General features: G+C 40.2%; 21 protein-coding genes. All 21 read left to right on the top strand.

Translation table 11 applies throughout. The features are described from left to right. Positions 1-49: 49 nt before the first annotated feature. The 21 genes from BUB77_RS06410 (at position 50) to BUB77_RS06310 (ending at position 19,081) form a co-directional block, all read left to right on the top strand. A complete protein-coding gene (locus BUB77_RS06410; RefSeq protein WP_073274055.1) occupies positions 50-442 on the top strand; it encodes a TIGR02530 family flagellar biosynthesis protein in 393 nt (130 codons plus the stop codon). An 82-nt stretch (positions 443-524) separates the two neighbouring features. Further along, entirely contained in the window at positions 525-2,000 is a 1,476-nt protein-coding gene (locus tag BUB77_RS06405; protein ID WP_073274053.1) for a flagellar hook protein FlgE, read from the top strand. A gap of 114 nt (positions 2,001-2,114) precedes the next feature. Next, positions 2,115-2,315 (top strand): flagellar FlbD family protein, encoded by a 201-nt coding sequence (locus tag BUB77_RS06400; protein WP_073274052.1) that lies wholly within the window; start codon positions 2,115-2,117, stop codon positions 2,313-2,315. A 100-nt stretch (positions 2,316-2,415) separates the two neighbouring features. Then, positions 2,416-2,934 (top strand): flagellar basal body-associated FliL family protein, encoded by a 519-nt coding sequence (locus BUB77_RS06395; protein WP_084123958.1) that lies wholly within the window; start codon positions 2,416-2,418, stop codon positions 2,932-2,934. 77 nt (positions 2,935-3,011) lie between these two features. Continuing rightward, a complete protein-coding gene (gene fliM, locus BUB77_RS06390; protein WP_073274050.1) occupies positions 3,012-3,989 on the top strand; it encodes a flagellar motor switch protein FliM in 978 nt (325 codons plus the stop codon). A gap of 4 nt (positions 3,990-3,993) precedes the next feature. Next, positions 3,994-5,097: a flagellar motor switch phosphatase FliY gene (gene fliY / locus BUB77_RS06385; protein WP_073274048.1), complete on the top strand. Its 1,104-nt coding sequence runs from the start codon at positions 3,994-3,996 to the stop codon at positions 5,095-5,097. Positions 5,098-5,239: 142 nt separating this feature from the next. Then, positions 5,240-5,602: a response regulator gene (locus BUB77_RS06380; protein WP_073274046.1), complete on the top strand. Its 363-nt coding sequence runs from the start codon at positions 5,240-5,242 to the stop codon at positions 5,600-5,602. Next, positions 5,602-6,039 carry a flagellar biosynthetic protein FliO gene (locus BUB77_RS06375; protein ID WP_073274045.1) on the top strand — a complete coding sequence of 146 codons (438 nt, stop codon included), beginning with the start codon at positions 5,602-5,604 and terminating at the stop codon, positions 6,037-6,039. Before BUB77_RS06380 ends, BUB77_RS06375 begins: the two co-directional genes overlap by 1 nt. Before the next feature lie 11 nt (positions 6,040-6,050). Next, the gene (fliP, locus tag BUB77_RS06370; RefSeq protein ID WP_073274553.1) at positions 6,051-6,953 is read left to right on the top strand and encodes a flagellar type III secretion system pore protein FliP; all 903 of its coding nucleotides are present in this window, start codon (positions 6,051-6,053) and stop codon (positions 6,951-6,953) included. Between the two features lie 14 nt (positions 6,954-6,967). Then, complete coding sequence (gene fliQ, locus BUB77_RS06365; RefSeq protein ID WP_073274044.1) at positions 6,968-7,243, top strand: flagellar biosynthesis protein FliQ; 276 nt, start codon at positions 6,968-6,970, stop codon at positions 7,241-7,243. Beyond that, positions 7,240-8,004, top strand: a complete 765-nt coding sequence (gene fliR, locus BUB77_RS06360) for a flagellar biosynthetic protein FliR (protein ID WP_073274042.1) — start codon at positions 7,240-7,242, stop codon at positions 8,002-8,004. The genes fliQ and fliR overlap by 4 nt, the downstream gene beginning before the upstream one ends. Positions 8,005-8,024: 20 nt before the next feature. Continuing rightward, positions 8,025-9,131, top strand: coding sequence for a flagellar biosynthesis protein FlhB (flhB, locus tag BUB77_RS06355; RefSeq protein ID WP_073274040.1), 1,107 nt, complete (start codon positions 8,025-8,027; stop codon positions 9,129-9,131). Between the two features lie 29 nt (positions 9,132-9,160). After that, entirely contained in the window at positions 9,161-11,194 is a 2,034-nt protein-coding gene (flhA, locus tag BUB77_RS06350) for a flagellar biosynthesis protein FlhA (protein ID WP_073274038.1), read from the top strand. Then, the gene (gene flhF / locus BUB77_RS06345; protein WP_073274036.1) at positions 11,194-12,426 is read left to right on the top strand and encodes a flagellar biosynthesis GTPase FlhF; all 1,233 of its coding nucleotides are present in this window, start codon (positions 11,194-11,196) and stop codon (positions 12,424-12,426) included. Before flhA ends, flhF begins: the two co-directional genes overlap by 1 nt. Further along, positions 12,426-13,307, top strand: coding sequence for a MinD/ParA family protein (locus tag BUB77_RS06340; RefSeq protein WP_073274034.1), 882 nt, complete (start codon positions 12,426-12,428; stop codon positions 13,305-13,307). Before flhF ends, BUB77_RS06340 begins: the two co-directional genes overlap by 1 nt. Before the next feature lie 15 nt (positions 13,308-13,322). Beyond that, positions 13,323-14,084 (top strand): flagellar brake protein, encoded by a 762-nt coding sequence (locus tag BUB77_RS06335; protein ID WP_073274032.1) that lies wholly within the window; start codon positions 13,323-13,325, stop codon positions 14,082-14,084. Between the two features lie 100 nt (positions 14,085-14,184). Next, entirely contained in the window at positions 14,185-15,381 is a 1,197-nt protein-coding gene (gene cheB, locus BUB77_RS06330; protein ID WP_073274031.1) for a chemotaxis-specific protein-glutamate methyltransferase CheB, read from the top strand. Between the two features lies 1 nt (position 15,382). Continuing rightward, a complete protein-coding gene (locus BUB77_RS06325; RefSeq protein ID WP_073274030.1) occupies positions 15,383-17,494 on the top strand; it encodes a chemotaxis protein CheA in 2,112 nt (703 codons plus the stop codon). Between the two features lie 12 nt (positions 17,495-17,506). Continuing rightward, positions 17,507-17,959 (top strand): chemotaxis protein CheW, encoded by a 453-nt coding sequence (locus BUB77_RS06320; RefSeq protein ID WP_073274028.1) that lies wholly within the window; start codon positions 17,507-17,509, stop codon positions 17,957-17,959. A 12-nt stretch (positions 17,960-17,971) separates the two neighbouring features. After that, positions 17,972-18,586, top strand: coding sequence for a chemotaxis protein CheC (locus BUB77_RS06315; RefSeq protein ID WP_242962402.1), 615 nt, complete (start codon positions 17,972-17,974; stop codon positions 18,584-18,586). 9 nt (positions 18,587-18,595) lie between these two features. Then, positions 18,596-19,081 carry a chemotaxis protein CheD gene (locus BUB77_RS06310; protein WP_073274026.1) on the top strand — a complete coding sequence of 162 codons (486 nt, stop codon included), beginning with the start codon at positions 18,596-18,598 and terminating at the stop codon, positions 19,079-19,081. Positions 19,082-19,186: the final 105 nt, after the last annotated feature.

Below are 19,186 nucleotides of genomic sequence, written 5' to 3'. Positions count from 1 at the left end.
ATTTTCTTCCATAATGTTCACAAGGAAGTGGGCATAGAAAGAGGCTGATATGAATCATATTTCTCAGACAAAATACTCTACCATAGAGCAAATGACCGGACAGCTGTTAAAGGGAAGAGCGGTACAGACAAAACAGGTTAAGACAGAAAAATCCTTCCAGAGTATTCTGGAAAGTCAATATGCCAAACAGGACAGCGTGCTGAAGTTTTCAAAGCATGCCAATGAAAGGCTTCAAAGCAGGAATATTGATTTGTCGGAGGAACAGCTTGAAAAGCTGTCGACAGGAACGAAAAAAGCCCAGGAAAAGGGAATATCAGAGTCGCTTGTTATGGTCGACAATATTGCTTTTATCGTTAATGTAAAGAACAGCACTGTTATTACAGCTCTTGATGAGGGTGAAGACAAAATATTTACAAATATCGATGGTGCCGTAATTATGTAAAATGCCGGACCTTAGGGAGGCATTAAGGTTCTTGACTGACAGAGAGGACAACTTTTGGCACAAAAGAAGGAGGTCATTCATTATGATGCGTTCATTATACTCCGGTATTTCCGGATTAAGTGTTAACCAGACTAAAATGGATGTAATTGGTAATAATATAGCAAATGTTAATACAGTTGGTTTTAAGGCCAGCAGGGCAGCTTTTGCCGATGTGTTTTATCAGAATATTCAAAGTGCTTCAGGCCCGAATGAATCCACCGGAGCAGCGGGGCAGAATGCCATGCAGATAGGTCTTGGAAGTAAATTGGCATCTATCGTGTCATCGCCTACAAAAACAGGTGGTTCTCAGAGAACGGATAACCCTTTTGATCTTATGATAAGCGGAGATTCTTTCTTTATAGTTAACCAGGGTGGAACAAACTATTTTTCAAAAGCTGGAGATTTCAAGATTGATGCTGACGGAACTCTTTGCACTTCCAGCGGCGGAACCGTTATGGGCTGGCAGGTGGACCCCAAGGATCCCACCAGGACCGTAGCAGATATGGTATCACCTCTGAAGCTTATGTCGGCCCAAAATCTGTATTCCGATCCCGAGGCTACCACCAAGGCTTATCTTGCCGGTAATATAGATCAAAAGGATACGCAGCTTGCATTAAACGGATCAGGGAAAATGGCAACTATATCTTTTTATGATAAGCTTGGGCAGTCCTATACCGCAACCTTTAAAATATTACATGCTGGAGACTCCAGTACTCCTCCGGTGGCTATTGATAACCAGTATTCGGTACAGTTGGTGGATGTAGTGGATTCACAGAAAAATTCTATTTTGACAACAAAAGTAGTGGATGCGACAGGTAATGTAACATATAAGGCAAGTGGGATAGGCTCGGTTAAACTTGGAGCGGAAACATTTGACTATGATGTAAATACTACTACTGGAGCCATTACTCCGAAGACTACAGCAAAACCGAATTTATTGACCTTTAATGCTGCTACAGGTAAGTTTGTCGGTATTGGAAGCACAGCAACAGCAACGGATAAAAGTATTTCATTGCAGTTGGGAGCAACAGCTGCAACAAATCACTTTAGTGATATATCCATTGACTTTTCTTCTCTTACACAGTTTGGCGGTAGCGGCAGTACTACTGCAGCTGGCTATATAGGCGGTGTGGATGGCACCGGTAAAGGCCGTAAAGCAGGAAGTATGGAAGGTCTCAGTGTTGATACCTCCGGTAAAATCTATGGCTCCTATGATAATGGGGATAGCAGGTTGTTAGGACAGATTGCGGTAGCATCCTTCTCTAATCCTGCCGGACTGGAAGCAAAGGGCGGAAATCTCTATGCAGAGACCCAGAACTCCGGAAAATTCGATGGAATTGGCCATGATGTTACCAGCGATGGCGGAAAATTCATGCCAGGTGTCCTGGAGATGTCCAATGTAGACCTTGCATCTGAATTTACTGAAATGATCACAACACAAAGAGGCTTTCAGGCAAGCTCAAGAATTATAACTACTTCTGATACTTTACTGGAAGAACTCATTAATCTGAAACGATAAATAAATCAATGGCGGCGTGAACCGCCGCCATCTTTTATTGCAGCATAGCAGAGGGTCAATGGAATTCAGGAAAGTCATCTTTCAATACATATTTAATCTTAGAAAGAGGCAGGGATGATAAATTTAACGAAGTTGAGCGGTGTTGAAATAACACTTAACTGTGACTTAATTGAAACAGTGGAAGAAGTACCTGAAACGGTAATTACCCTTTCCAATGGGAAAAAAATACTGGTAAAAGAGAGTAGACAAGAGATTATAAATCTTGTAAAATGTTACAAAAAAGAACTTTATTCTGTTGGTATACCTAAATTATGACACACTGCAAACCTTAACCTACAGGGAGGGAAGAAAGGTGTTAAGAAAAGAAAGTCATACAAAATAATTAATACAGAAGGGACATGCCTTTGGAAGGCAGATGGGAAATAGTATGAAAAAGAGCTTCTTAACGGTCATTATCCTGGCTTTAGGAATAGTTAACATGATTCTGACGGCGGTTATTGTATTTGCCGTAGTACCGACGACTATGAGGACAAACGAGCTGATTTCCAAAGTAGCTTCTACCATTGATTTGGAAATTAACGGTTCACCGGAGAATAAAAAGCTGAGCATTGAGGATATTGAAGAGTATAAATTAAGCAAGGATCTTACAATCAATCTGAAAAAGAGTTCTGATAATACAGATCATTATGCATTGGTTACCGCTTCCTTATCCATTAATAAGAAATCAGAGGATTATGCAAAGCTTCAACCCCTGGTAGCAACCAATGAAAGTAAGATTAATGAAATGATTCAGAATGAATTTGCAAAATACACCATGGATGAGCTTTATGACAAAAAAGATGTTATTAAGGGTAATATATTAGCTGCCGTACAGGAATACTTTGGTTCTGATTTTATTATCGGAGTTACGATTGAATATACGGCTGGTTCATAAAAAGTAACTTGATGATTTTAGTAGAAATTTATGATATTATAGTATAGTATTAAGTAATCACCCGGGAGGTAGTGGCAATGGGCGACGTCTTGTCTCAAAATGAGATTGACAATCTGCTTAAAGCATTAAGCAGTGGGGAATTGGATGCAGAAGAGTTTAAAGGCAGTGGCGAAAGGCAAGTTAAAAACTATGATTTTGCAAGACCCTCCAAGTTTTCAAAGGAACATCTTAGGACATTGGAAATAATATTTGAACATTATGGGAGATTGCTTTCTACAAATTTACCGGCTTATTTTCGGAAAAATGTCCAAATAGAAGTAGTAAGTTCGGAAGCAGTTGCTTATTCTGAATTTACAAATGCCCTTTCAAATCCCGTTTTACTGGGAATAGTTGATTTTTCTCCTTTGGAGGGCAACATAATTATCGAAATTGCGGACAATCTAGGTTATGCAATGGTAGACCGTATGTTAGGCGGAACGGGGGTACCACTGGAGAAAGCAAGAGATTTCACAGAAATTGAATTAATTATAATGGAAAGGATATTCAATGTCTGTACGAATCTGCTGAGTGAACCTTGGGAAACAGTAGTACATTTGGAGCCGAGGCTTATAAGAATAGAAACGAATTCGCAGTTTGCACAAATCATTGCACCCAGTGAAATGATTTCCATCATTACCATGAATATAAAAATAGGTAATGTGGAAGGTATGATGAATGTATGTTTGCCATATGCTTGTCTAGAGAGTGTTATAGATAAATTAAATACCAAGTACTGGTTTTCAACAATGCAGGTTAAGGATGATGAGTCTTACCAGGAGCTTATTGAGATGGCGATTGCCAAAGCAAAGATACCAATTAAAGCAATACTTGGCAGAAGCTCCATTTCAGTTAATGATTTTCTTGGGCTTCAGGCAGGAGACATCATTAAACTAAACACAAAGATAGATGATGAGTTAGAGGTTTATGTAGGTAATTTAGATAAATTTAAAGCATTGCCGGGTGCATCTTCGGATGCCTATGCAGTGAGAATCACATCAATAATTAGGGAGGAGTAATAATATGGATGGTATGTTATCTCAAGAGGAGATTAACGCGCTTCTAAGCGGGATGAATTCGGATACAAGCAATGCAGGTTCTGATACAATGAACGATGTACTGTCAGATGCCGAAAAAGACGCGATTGGTGAAATTTCCAATATTAGTATGGGGACTGCAGCCACGACCCTTTCATCTTTAGTTAATCAAAAAGTTGTCATAACAACTCCGGTTGTTTCCTATGCAACATGGACCGATTTATCAGAATCTTATGACAGACCCTGTGTTTTTATACAGATTTACTATAAGGATGGTTTGGATGGTAACAATATTCTGATATTAAAAGAGTCCGATGTCAAGATAATCACGGATTTAATGATGGGCGGCGACGGTACAAGTGTGGAGGGTAAACTGTCGGAGCTTCATTTAAGTGCTATCAGTGAGGCAATGAATCAGATGATGGGTTCTGCATCAACTTCTATTTCAGCAATGCTTGAAAAGAGGGTTGATATTACCCCTCCCATATCAACGGTGGTGGATATGAATGAAACCATTGATGGTTCAGATATTGCACCTTTCCTGAAAGGCAAATTTGTTAAAGTTGCATTCAAGATGGAAATAGGAACCTTAGTTGACAGTGAACTGATGCAATTGTATCCCTTCGAGCTGGCAAGAGAGCTTTACAGTAACTTTGTGAAAGGTGAACAGAAAACAGAGCAGGTACAGGAAAAAGCGGTGAAACCTGAGGCACAGCCCAAGGCACCGGAAGTTCCGGTTCAAGCAGCTCCCCAGATGCAGACACCTGCGCCTCAAATGCCGTATGCCGCACCTGATATTAATGTATCACCTGCACAATTCCAAAGCTTTACCGTTTCTCAGCAGGTAACACCCCAACCTGAGAACATAAACCTGATTATGGATGTTCCCTTGGAGGTTACGGTAGAACTTGGAAGAACAAACAAATCCATAAAGGAAATACTGGATTTTACTCCGGGTACAATTATTGAGCTTAATAAATTAGCAGGAGAACCGATAGATGTTCTTGTAAATGGTAAATTTGTTGCAAAAGGTGAGGTTGTAGTAATTGAAGAATCCTTTGGTATCAGAGTAACAGAAATTATTAAGTAGCAGTTGGTTAACTATGAATCATGTGATGTAACCTACAAGCATGAAAATAAACATAATAATTGATTCTAAGAGGGTTCTTTAAACTAAGGGTGAATAGTAATCTTATTAATTATAAAATACAACACATGATAGGAGAATAAAAATGGGTAAAAGTATTTTAATTTGTGATGATGCTGCTTTTATGAGGATGATGATTAAGGACATTTTAAGTAAAAATGGCTATACGATTGTCGGCGAAGCTGAAAATGGCGCTAAAGCGATTGAAAAATACAATGAAACAAAGCCTGACTTAGTAATGATGGATATTACAATGCCGGAAATGGATGGTATCCAGGCTCTTAAGAAAATCAAATCCGCAGATCCTTCTGCCAATATTATAATGTGCTCCGCAATGGGCCAGCAGGCAATGGTCATTGAATCCATTCAGTCAGGAGCAAAGGATTTTATCGTAAAACCTTTTCAGGCTGACAGAGTATTGGAAGCGGTTAAGAAGGCTGTGGGTTAATGAACATTTTTGCAGCAAGGCTGACATCAGGAGATAACTTCCTGCAGCTTCTCGGTGTCTTAATCCTTTTTATAGTGGTATTAGTCATAACGTATCTGACAACAAAATTTGTCGGCGGTGTCAAAATGGGTGCCTTAAGAGAAAGTAATTTTAAGGTCATCGATACATATAAGCTTACCCAGAATAAGTATTTACAGATTGTAAAGGTTGGTACCAGATATTTTGTCATAGCAGTGGGAAAAGATGATATAAGACTGCTTACAGAGCTGAAAGAAGACGAAATCACAGTAAAGGATAGAAATACCAGGCAAAATAATAACTTTCAGGATATTTTAAAGACCTTTAAGAAACAAATTGAGAAAGAAGATAAAAGTGGTGATTTATTTGTAAATCAGTCAGAAGAGTCTGATCTGACAGAGAAAGAGGATCATCACTAGGGTTGGTATGCATGGAGAGAAGGAATAAAAGAATATTAAAAAAGCTGGTATGTGTTATCTGTATTTTATTCATTACCGGTATATTAACCAATAAGACAACTATTTTTGTTTATGCGTCACAAACCGACAGTACAACTACAGCAGGTACTGTTAATGGCGGGCAGACAAAAAATGACACTACCGGTAAAGCAGCTACGGGTTCCAGCAGTGCATCGAACAATAATTTAAGCGGCCAGATTGGGCCGTTTAAATTTAACCTGGACACGGATGCCAACGGTGGCGGCATGACATCCACCTTGCAGATGATGCTGGTGATTACCTTGATTTCACTGGCACCGTCAATTTTAATCATGGTTACATCCTTTACCAGAATTATCATTGTATTACATTTTGTAAGGTCGGCTTTGGGAACTCAGTCCACTCCGCCTAATCAGGTACTTGTAGGCTTGGCATTATTCCTGACATTTTTTATAATGGCGCCGGTGTTTACACAAATCAATAACGATGCTGTAAAGCCTTTATCAAAGGGTGAGATAACCCAGGAGGAAGCTTTTAAGACAGGAGTAAAGCCCATAAGGGAGTTTATGCTGAAAGAGATAAATCGGCCCCAGGACCTTAAGCTGTTTATGGACATAGCTGAAATTGGCCCGGTAAAAGATTATAGTGAAATACCTATCACAGTCATCATACCGTCCTTTATAATCAGTGAGCTGCGGACTGCGTTTATTATAGGCTTTGTAATATATATACCCTTCATCATTATTGATATGGTAGTTGCATCTACTCTAATGTCAATGGGTATGATGATGCTTCCGCCAACTACGATATCCATGCCGTTCAAAATTCTTTTGTTTATTCTTGCAGACGGATGGAATCTGGTCATTGGAGAATTGGTCAAGACCTTTTACAAGTAGAAAGCTGGTAGAGTATGAATGAAAATATTGTAATTGATATTATCAGAGAAGCCCTTTGGATCATAATAAAGGTATCGGCACCTATGCTGCTGATATCCCTGATAGTAGGCCTTGTAATAAGCATACTGCAGACTATAACCTCTATACAGGAGCAAACCCTCACATTTGTTCCTAAGTTTATAGCTATCTTTCTGGTTATTATGCTTTTTGGAAGTTGGATAATGTCTGAGACCAAAGATTTCTTTGTGGAGCTTATCAACAATCTCCCGTATTACATAAGAAGTGTATGACATTTACAATTGATGGCTTTGATGGTTTTTTATTAATTCTTGTGAGGATATCGGCTTTTGTTTTTGTAGCCCCGTTTTTCAGTATTCCCAATGTTCCTCAAAGAGTAAAGGCAGGATTTTCACTTATATTTGCGCTGATTCTTTTTCAGATTACGCCTGTTGCTATACAATATGACACAGTAATCGGATTTGCTGCTCTTATGCTGAAGGAAGCACTGACCGGGCTGATAATTGGATTCTTTACGAATTTAAGTTATTATATCCTGAATTTTTCAGGACAGATAATGGATATGGAAATTGGTTTTTCCATGGTCAATGAGCTGGATCCGGTAGCCCATGTGGAATCCACCATAACCAGTAATCTGTATTCTTATTCGGTTATTCTAATGCTTTTAGTAACAGATATGCACCTTTATATCATAAAAGCGTTTGCTGATACATTTAAGGTAATTCCATTGGGACAGGCTCATTTAAATCCTAATATTTACCTGCTGATGGTAGATTTTATCAGAGATTATTTTATAATTGGTTTTCGCATCGTATTGCCGGTTTTTGCGGCTATGTTGATTATAAACACAATACTTGCAATATTAGCGAAGGTAGCCCCTCAAATGAATATGTTTGTTATTGGTTTTCAGCTAAAAATCATAACCGGCTTACTGATTCTGTTTTTACTTGTAAGGTTTTTACCTACCGTATCCGGTTTCATTTTCAATGAGATGATTGATATGATGAAGTCAGCCGTTCAAATATTAAAATAGTTGAATGTGTGGGGATTAGAATGGAAAGGTTATTGACCTATAACCTGCAATTTTTTGCAGGGGGAGGCGGGGGCGAAAAGACAGAAGAGCCCACCGCAAAAAAGTTAAGTGATGCAAGAGATGAAGGGCAGGTTGCAAGAAGTACCGATTTGATTACGGCCACTGCCCTGCTTGCCTTATTTGTTACACTAAAAGTATTTGTAGCAAGGATGGGCAATCAATTCATCAATGCTTTTTATGAGTTTTACAGCAACATTGTTAAAGTAGCATCGGATGATTTTAATGTCGCTACGGCATCGGCAATCTTAAAAGAATGTTTTTTGAGTATTATTCAAATCATAATACCGATATTCCTGATTGCGGTAATGGCAGTAATTATAATTAATGTATTCCAGGTAAAATGGAAGCTGACAGCAAAGCCGCTTAAGCCCAAATTCAATAAATTTAATCCGATTACAGGCTTTAAAAAAATATTTTCCAAAGACAAATTGGTGGACACCTTTAAGGAAGTCCTTAAAATAATTGCCATAATATATATTGCTTACAATACTTTAATGAATTATGGAGCCAATCTTCAAAGGCTTTATGATATGGAACTGATTCAGGCCATCCAGTTCATAGGTAATATAGTAATAAAGCTGGGGTTGAATATTAGTGTAGTTTTCCTTATTATTGGAGTAGCAGATTATATTTATCAAAAATTGAAGTTCAGAAAAGATATGAGGATGTCAAAGCAGGAAGTCAAGGATGAGTACAAGCAATCAGAAGGAGATCCTCATATAAAAGGAAAGATCCGTTCAAAAATGCGTGAAGTATCCCAAAGAAGGATGATGCAGATGCTTCCTAAGGCAGATGTCGTCATAACAAACCCTACTCACTTTGCTGCTGCTATCCAGTATGACAAGGACAACAGCGAAGCGCCGGTACTTGTTGCGAAGGGCGCAGATTATTTGGCTCAGAAGATTAAAGAAGCTGCGAAAGAGAACAATATTGAAATTGTAGAAAATAAGCCACTCGCCAGAATGCTTTACTACAATGTTGATGTTGGGAATGAAATTCCGCCGGAGCTGTATCAGATGACAGCGGAAGTATTAGCTTATGTTTATAATTTGAAAAATAAGACATAATTACTTTGTAAATTCAGGGGGCATTGTTAATGAAAAAGACGGACATGGTTGTAGGAATTTATTTGCTGGCAGCAATTATATTTCTGATTGTACCAATACCAAGTGTTTTATTGGATATATTACTGGCACTGAATATATCTGTGGCATTGATTGTTCTGTTCAATGCCTTGTTTTCAAGAGAAGCTTTAAATATGTCAGCATTTCCGACTATTCTATTATTCACGACAATTTTCCGAATTTCATTAAATGTATCTTCCATGAGATTGATTTTAAGAGACGGCTTTGCCGGCGGAGTAATCCAGACCTTTGGTAATTTCGTAGGCGGCGGTGATGCAATCATTGGTATCATAGTATTTGTTATCCTGATTTTAGTACAGTTTATCGTTATTAATAAAGGTTCAGAGCGTGTTGCGGAAGTAACGGCAAGATTTACCCTGGACGCTATGCCTGGTAAGCAGATGGCAATTGATGCAGATTTGAATACCGGAGCAATTAGTGATGTGCAGGCAAAGGAAAGAAGAGAGAAAATCCAGGAGGAAGCCAGCTTCTTCGGTGCCATGGACGGTGCTACCAAGTATGTAAAGGGTGATGCCATTGCAGGACTTATAATTGTAATTATCAATTTTGTCGGCGGTATTGCTATTGGAGCTTTTCGTGGCGGAATGTCAATCAATGAAGCTTTTGATAAATATACCTTACTTACCATCGGTGAAGGGCTTGTAAGCCAGATACCGTCACTATTGATATCCTTGTCCACCGGTATTGTGGTAACAAAGGCAACGAAGGAAGCGGATATCGGAGATACCCTTCTAAAACAGCTGTTCTCCATTCCAAAGGTACTCTATATTGTCGGAGGAGCACTGATATTCTTAGGTATTGCAACACCTCTTAATACCCTTGTATTCTGTACATATGGTGTTGTGTTCATAATCTGCGGAAGAACGATTGCCGGCAGAATAGAGGTGGAGGATATTGAAAGTGCTGCTGCAATGGAAGAAAGCGGCGGAGATGAGATACGTAAACCTGAAAATGTAGTAACTCTATTACAAGTGGATCCTATTGAGCTGGAATTCGGCTATGGTATTATCCCCCTTGCTGATGTCAATCAGGGAGGCGATTTACTCGACAGGGTTGTTCTGATCAGAAGGCAGATAGCTTTGGAATTAGGCTGTGTAGTGCCTATCATAAGATTAAGGGATAATATTCAGTTAAATCCCAACCAGTATCTGATTAAGATAAAGGGAGTCCCCATCAGTGAGGGAGAAATTCTCTTTGACCATTATATGGCCATGAACCCAGGCTATGTGGAGGAGGAGATTACAGGTATTCCTACCTTTGAACCTTCCTTCCATTTACCGGCAATCTGGATAACAGAAAGCCAGAGGGAAAGAGCAGAGTCCCTGGGGTATACGGTAGTTGATCCTCCGTCTATTATAGCAACACATCTGACTGAGGTTATCAGGAGCCATATTTATGAACTGCTTACAAGGCAGGATGTGCAGAACCTTATCAACAATATTCAGGAAGCTAACGGAACCCTTGTTCAGGAGCTTGTTCCTAAGCTCTTAAGCGTTGGTGAGATACAGAAGGTATTACAGAATTTATTAAAAGAAGGAATATCCATCAGAGACCTGATTACGATATTTGAAACCCTTGCAGATTATGCATCTACTACAAGAGATACGGATGTCCTTACCGAATATGCCCGGCAAAGTCTTAAGAGAGCCATCAGTAATAAATATTTTCCTGTGGAAGAGGTTACAAGTGTGGTAACCCTGGACCCGAAGGTTGAGCAGGATATTATGAACAGTGTAAAGCAGACGGAGCAGGGGGCTTATTTAACACTTGACCCGGAAAAGACCAGAAGTATTATGAGTTCAGTGGAGGAAGAAGTTCAGAAATTGGAGAATATAGGGAAGAGCCCCATTGTTATAACCTCTCCAATTGTCAGAATGTATTTTAAAAAGCTGACACAGGATTATTTTAAGGATTTAATTGTTATATCCTATAATGAAATTGAATCCAATGTTGAATTACAATCGGTAGGGATGGTGACGGTATAGTGATAATCAAAAAATATCAGGCAAATACAGAAACAGAGGCGATTCTTCTTGCAAAGAATGAGCTTGGCAAGGATGCTATCGTAATGAATATAAAGACTATTTCACCGAAAGGCGTTTATCGCCTTTTCCGGAAGCCTACCGTTGAAATAACGGCTGCTGTTGACGATACAGGTGCTTTAGCAGGAGGAAAGAAGGAGGCAGAAGAGGGAAAATCAAAGCCTTCTTTCTTTACCAATACCCTGTCGGCAGCCTATGATGGAGAGGATAGAGCTTCTGCCTTTGTAAGGCCGAAAGAAATCAATCAGTCCAATGAGGATGCTTCAGCCATTGAAAAGAAGCTTAACAGTCTGCAGGAATTGCTTGAAAAGCAGCTCCAGGAGCGTCAGGAGGCTAAAAAGGCGGAAGAGGCGCCAAAGCAAAAGGACCCGGAGGAGCAGAAAAGGGAAGCCTGCATGAAGCTGGTATATGATCAGCTGCTAAGAAATGAAGTGGATGAAAAATATGTGGAACAGCTGATAAGTGAGATTGAAGGGAAAGTCACAAGGGATATTACAATCGATAATATTTTATCCCATGTATATCAGAAGATAATCCTGAAGCTTGGCCAGCCCAAAATAATTAATATCATAGAGAATAAATGCAAATTTATTTTCTTCATAGGACCCACCGGTGTAGGTAAGACAACAACCATTGCCAAAATAGCTTCAGATTTAAAATTAAATAAAAAGTTAAAGGTAGCAATGCTGACTTCCGATACTTACCGGATTGCCGCTGTGGAGCAGTTAAGGACCTATGCCAATATACTTGGCATTCCCATGAAGGTAATTTATACCGAGGAGGAAATGCTGCAGGCAAAGGAAGAATTATCGGATTATGATGTTGTACTGGTAGACACAGCCGGACGCTCTCATAAGAACAGGGAGCAGAGAGACGATGTTGAAAGGCTTCTTGGCACGATAGAAGAGGAACAAAAGGAAATATACCTTGTATTAAGTGCTACAACAAAATATAAGGATTTGATCCGGATTACGGAAAACTATTCTGAAATAACCAATTACCGTATTATATTTACCAAATTAGACGAAACCATATCAGTAGGGAATATTTTAAATATTAAGATGTATACCAATGCTGAGTTATCCTATGCTACCTACGGACAGAACGTCCCGGATGACATCGGCAAGCTTGACACACAGGAAACGGCTAAAAAGCTGTTGGGAGGGTTTGATTGATGGATCAGGCGGAGCAGCTTCGTAATATCATAAAAAGACAAAGTATGCCTGACCAGCTCGCCAGAGTTATAACCGTTACCAGCGGAAAGGGTGGAGTTGGCAAATCAAATCTTTCTGTAAATCTGGGAATCCAGCTGAGCAGAATGGGAAAAAGAGTAGTTATACTGGATGCAGATTTTGGCCTTGCCAATGTAGAGGTCATGCTGGGTATCAGACCCAAGTACAATCTGGCTGACATCATATACGGCAATAAAAATCTGCAGGAAATCATAACCAAGGGCCCCGAAAATCTGATGTTCATATCAGGGGGTTCCGGTATTCAGGAATTATCCAATATTACAAAGTATCAAATAGATTTTCTGAACCAGAAGCTGTATGAGTTAGATGAAATTGCCGATATAATTATAATTGATACCGGAGCTGGAATAACGGACAGTGTACTGGAATTTGTGATGGCAAGCGCCGAAGTATTATTGGTGATAACACCGGAGCCTACCTCTATAACAGATGCCTACGCACTGCTGAAGGTACTCAATAAAAGAGTGGATTTTAACTCTGATATGACATCCATTAAAATGATATCCAACAGGATTGATTCGGAAGAGGAAGGACGCAGCCTGTATAATAAGATGAACCTTGTAGTACAAAAGTTCCTGACGATTAAGCTGGAATATCTGGGTGGAATACCGCAGGATCCTAATGTTACGAGAGCAGTTATGCAGCAAAAACCCTATTCCGTATTGTATCCTAATTCACCTTCTTCAAGAGCCGTGTCTGCTTTGGCAGCCGCTTTATGTAATGATATTCCGGTTAAAAGCCCGGGGCAGAGAGGAATTGCTCATTTCTTTTCAAGTCTTCTTCATCGTACGACAAGTAAATAACGGAGGTAACGAGACATGGTACGGGATGTGGTAGCCATTGGAGATAAAGTAGAACTTAAGCTAATGGACAAAAATGAAGATGCAGTAAAAAAAATCTACAAAAGTAAGGTTCTGGACTTTAAGGATTATGCTTCTGTCATTATAGCGATGCCAATTATCAAGGGAAGGGTGATACCTCTTTCAGTTGGAGATAAATACAGCCTGCGTTTCTTTACACAAACCGGGCTTTATGAATGTAAAGGTTTAATTACGGACAGAGCCAACGATGATAAAATATACATATTGACCGTGGAACTTACATCGGCATTGGAAAAATATCAGAGGCGGCAGTTTTTCAGATTGTCCTGTGTACTGGATACGGATTATTATATCGCTACGGAAGCAGAACTTACACTTCGGTATAAACTGAAACAGAACATATTCAAAAGCCCGGAAGATAAACAGGCTTGTATTGATGCTCTGGAGCAGTGCAAGAAAGAATGGAAGCTGGGAATTGTAGTGGACTTAAGCGGCGGCGGTGCCAGGCTGATGTCGGAGAATATCCATGATGTCGGAAGTACCATGCAGATGCAGATACATTTTAACAGCAAGGTAAGCATGAAGTCCGACTGCTTAATGGGAGTGATTATATCCACGGAAAAAATGACGAACCGAGTAGGTTTTTATGGATACCGTGTGCAGTTCCTGGAGCTGCATAAGGAAGACAGGGAATCGATCATTAAGTACATATTCGAAGAAGAAATCAAGCAGCGTACAAAGGATAAAAACAATTTGTAACCATGTACATTTAATTCTGGCAGATATATAAAACCTAATAGTCAGTACAGCATAAGAAAAAAGTCTGATTTTAGATTGAATATACGGAAAAGAGGTAAATATGCAGAAAAAAGTTTTAATAGTTGATGACTCTGCACTCATGAGAAGGGTACTCTCTGATATAATTAATTCAGATTCCAGGTTTCAGGTTTCAAAAGTTGCAGTTAACGGGCTTGAGGCATTTCTATTATTGACGCAGCAAAAGGAAACATACGATGCGATTATTTTAGATATCAATATGCCTCAAATGAGCGGAATCGAGCTATTAGAACAGTTGGAGCAAAAAAAGATTAAAGCAACCATCATCATTGTCAGTACTTTGGCAAAGGAAGGTGCCAGGGAAACCATACGTGCCCTGGAGCTGGGAGCCTTTGATTTTGTTACCAAACCGGAGAGCTTTTTTGAGGTCAAAAGTGATAAGTTCAAGAACAAGATTATTGCCTGCCTTGAAACGGCAACAAAGCTGTATAAACTCAATACAAGAGAGGTAACGGAGCCTGCAGCCCAGGCACCTCTTGCAATGGCAGGCGGTTACGCGGTGACCAGAGAGGCAGCTGCAAGGAGTATTCTGAATCCCATAGCTGACAGGGCTGCTCTGTCCAGGAGCGGAACCGGTACGGTCACGGATGTAACAAGCCCGGCCAAGAGTGGAACCGGACCAGTCAGAGGCTGGACTGGAAAGAAGCTGGTGGCGATTGCCTGTTCAACGGGAGGCCCGAAGGCTTTACAGCAGGTCGTGCCAAAGCTCAGCGCTTCTTTGGGATGCAGTGTATTGATTGTCCAGCATATGCCGGAGGGCTTTACGGCATCCTTAGCCGGCCGTTTGAATGAAATAAGCATGGTAAGGGTAAAAGAGGCAGAGCACCTGGAAGGCTTGACAGAAGGGACGGTCTATATTGCAAAAGGTGGGTATCAGATGCGGCTTGGATGTTCGGAGCAGGGAAAAGAAGTCCTGACAATTACCCAGGAAGCAGCTAAGAATGGCTTAAAGCCCTGTGCTGATTATATGTTTGAATCATTGGCGGAATCAGGCTTTACAGAAATAGTCTGTGTGGTATTGACCGGTATGGGCGGCGACGGAACCTATGGAATCAAGAAACTCAAAGAGAAAAAAAATATATATGTAATTGCACAGGATGAAGCGACCAGTACTGTTTATGGCATGCCAAAGGTTGTAAGAGATGCCGGATTGGTCGATGAGGTTGTTCCGCTAGAGCAAATTGCCGGTGCAATACATAGAAGTCTGGGGGTACAATAAGATGGATGTCAGTCAATATCTGGAAATATTTATTGATGAAACCAAGGAACATTTACAGAGTTTAAACCAGCAGTTATTGATATTGGAAACAGAGCCTGAGAACAGCGAGACAATCAACGAGATTTTCAGAGCTGCCCATTCCCTGAAGGGTATGGCTGGAACAATGGGCTTTAAAAGAATGCAGAGATTGACCCATGATATGGAAAATGTATTTTCTGAAATCCGTAATGGAAAGATGGGTGTTACGGCAGAACTGGTAGACGTACTATTTAAGGGACTGGACGCACTGGAAGGCTATTTAAGCAATATTCAGGAAAGTGCGGATGAAGGAACGGAAGATTACGAAGATATCATTGACCAGCTCAATAATATTTTAAATGTAGGCCTTGGAAAAGCAACAGGCAATGAGGATACAAAAGCACAGGTACAGGCAGCCGGCGCTGCTGCGGCTGATGCTTCAGCGGCTGAAATTTCAGCCTCTACGGCTTCCGGTACCGCTAATAAATACAAGGAACTGCCCCTTGCTGATTACGAAAAAAATGCAATCGTAAAAGCAGAAAAGATGAGTGTCAATGCTTTTGGAATAACTGTTTATGTACAGGATTACTGTATATTAAAGGCAGCAAGAGCATTTCTGGTATTCAAGGCATTAGAGGGTATGGGCGATGTTATTAAGTCAAAGCCGGAAGTGCAGGATATTGAGGATGAGAAGTTTGATCTGGATTTTAGCGTAGTTCTTCTGACAAAGAATGATATGGAAGCTGTCAGAAAAACAATTCTGAATGTTTCAGAGATTAAAGAAGTATACATAGAGCCAATCAGCGTAAATGAAAATGAAGTATCCGAGGAAAAAGAAGAGACCGCTGCTACGACGGAAGAAGCCGGATTGAGAAATAATGTTCAAAGTAAGGCGGTTGCCCAAAGTGCTGCCAAACAGCAGACATCGAAGCCGGTAGTAAACCGTTCTGTACGTGTTGATATCGAAAAACTGGATGTACTTATGAATCTTGTAAGTGAGCTGATTATTGCCAAGAATGGTCTTGTATCTATGAGTACCAGCGAAAAAGGTACAAAGACAGAGTCCGGCTTTAATGAGCAGATAGAATATCTTGAAAGAGTTACCACAAATCTTCATGAATCTGTTATGAAGGTAAGGATGGTGCCGATTGAGAGTGTTCTTAACCGTTTCCCCCGTATGATAAGAGACCTGTCAAAGTCCTTAAATAAAAAGATGGAACTTTATATGACCGGTGAAGAAACAGAGCTGGACAGGACTGTAATTGATGAAATCGGCGATCCTCTTATGCATTTATTGCGTAATGCGGCTGACCACGGTTTGGAGAGCAATGAAGAACGTGCTGCAAAGGGTAAGCCTGGGGTAGGGTCTATCTTCCTTGATGCCTATCAGGATGGAAATAACGTAGTGATTGAAGTAAGGGATGACGGCGCGGGCATCAACGTGGAAAAGGTCAAGAAAAAGGCCATTGAGAAGGGAACCATAACTTCCGAACAGGCTGAGGTAATGAGTGATAAAGAGGTTATTGACTTACTGTTCAAGCCAAGTTTTTCCACAGCAGAAGTCATAACGGATGTATCCGGCAGAGGCGTTGGACTTGATGTTGTTAAGACAAAGATTGAAGCTTTGGGCGGAGATATTGAGGCTAAAACAAAATTAGGTGCAGGCAGTAATTTCATTATCCGCCTTCCTCTTACCCTTGCCATTATACAGGCCTTAATGGTAGAGCTTGGAACAGAGAAATATGCGATACCTCTCGGAAGTATTCAGACCATCGAAGATGTTGCCGCTTCCGATATTAAATACGTGCATTCCAAGGAAGTAATTAATTTACGGGGTAATGTCATACCTTTACTTCGTTTAAATGAAATCCTGGATGTCCCGGGAGAAAAAGCAGACCAGGAAAATCTCATTGTAGTTATTATATCCAAGGGAGACAGGCTGGCCGGACTGGTTGTAGATAATCTGATCGGACAGCAGGAAATTGTAATTAAGTCCATTGGTAAATTTATAAACAACAATAAGATCATTGGCGGAGCTACCATACTTGGTGACGGTGAGGTTGCCCTGATTCTTGATGTAAACACACTGGTCTAGAGGAGGGTTCATATGGAAAACGCAGTAAATGACGGAAAACAGTACATAGTTGTAAAGATAGGCATTGAGCAGTATGGCATAGATATCAAATATATTGATAATATCGTAAGAATGCAGAGTATAACCAGAGTACCCAAGGCACAGCACTTTTTCAGGGGAGTGATTAACTTAAGAGGTGAAATCATACCGGTAATGAGTCTCCGCTTAAAATTTGGCCTTGAGGAAGACGTGGTCAGCAATGCTACCAGAATCATTATCATAAAATTTGATTCCCAATCTGCTGTGGGAATTATCGTAGATGAAGTGAAGGAAGTAGTGACCCTGGACGAAAATATGATTGAAAAGGTTACCAACAGCGCGGTAGAAGATAAGAACGGGTATCTTTCAGGAATCGGTAAACATAATGACAGCCTGATATCCCTGTTAAATATTAACGGAGTTATCATGGAAAAAGAAACAGTTTAAGGAGTGTTCTCATTGCCAAATATCAATTTAGATAATATAGACAATATGCAGTTTGATGTTTTAAAAGAAATCGGTAATATTGGAGCAGGCAATGCTACGACGGCTTTATCAACCATGATTAACAGCAAGGTTGATATGAATGTTCCCAAGGTAGACCTGCTTGAGCTGAAAGAGTTACCGGATATGCTCGGTGGAGCGGAAGAGATTGTTGTAGGTATTCTCATAACCCTTGAGGGTGAAATAAACGGCATGATGATGTTTATGATGGATCAGGTCTCAGCATGCCGGATTGTAAATATTCTTATGGGAAAAGATTCAGTCCTGGAAGAATTTACGGAAATGGAATATTCAGCACTCAGAGAAATCGGTAATATTATAGCCGGAGCTTATCTTTCCTCCTTGTCAACCTTAACCGGAATTAAAATTAATGCAAGTATACCATATATGTCTATCGATATGGCAGGAGCAATCCTAAGTGTACCGGCTATTGAATTCGGTAAAGTAGGAGATAAGGCACTCATTATAGAAACACAGTTTACGAAAGACGACTCAGATGTTAACGGCTATTTTATTTTAATACCCACATTGGAATCATATGATGTTATCTTAAGATCATTGGGATTATAGGTGGGTTGTATGAGCATAATGGTTAAAGTAGGAATGGCAGATTTGAATGTATGCAGCTCACCGGATGCACTGACGACCTTGGGGCTTGGCTCCTGTGTTGGAATATCACTTTATGATTCAGTTTCGAAAACGGCAGGCATGGTGCATGTTATGTTACCCGACAGCACTAAGATTAAGAACAACGAAAATATCGCCAAATTTGCGGACACGGGAATAGATGCCCTGATTGACAAAATGGTTTTACTGGGAGCAAACAGGCATCGCCTTGTTGCTAAAATTGCAGGCGGAGCCCAAATGTTCGCTTTCAGCTCTAACAATGACATGCTCCGCATTGGCGAAAGAAACGTGGAAGCAAGTAAAAGCAAGCTGGCTTCCCTTGGGATTAAGATACTTGCAGAGGATACAGGATTAAATTATGGCAGGACCATAGAATTCTATGCCGAAACCGGTGAACTCTATGTAAAATCGGTGGGTAAGCCGTTAAAAGTAATCTGATCAAGGATTAGATTGAAAAATGCGCTGCATTTTTAATCTTTCTATTTAAGCAGTATCGCAAGCAAGCTTGCGATATGCATGGGGATTAGTGTGAAAATCAGAAAG

This window comes from Anaerocolumna jejuensis DSM 15929 (genome assembly GCF_900142215.1).
GTDB classification, from domain to species: Bacteria; Bacillota; Clostridia; order Lachnospirales; family Lachnospiraceae; genus Anaerocolumna; species Anaerocolumna jejuensis.
The sequence above is the reverse complement of the archived record's forward strand: the minus strand, read 5'-3'. Positions and strand labels throughout refer to the sequence as shown.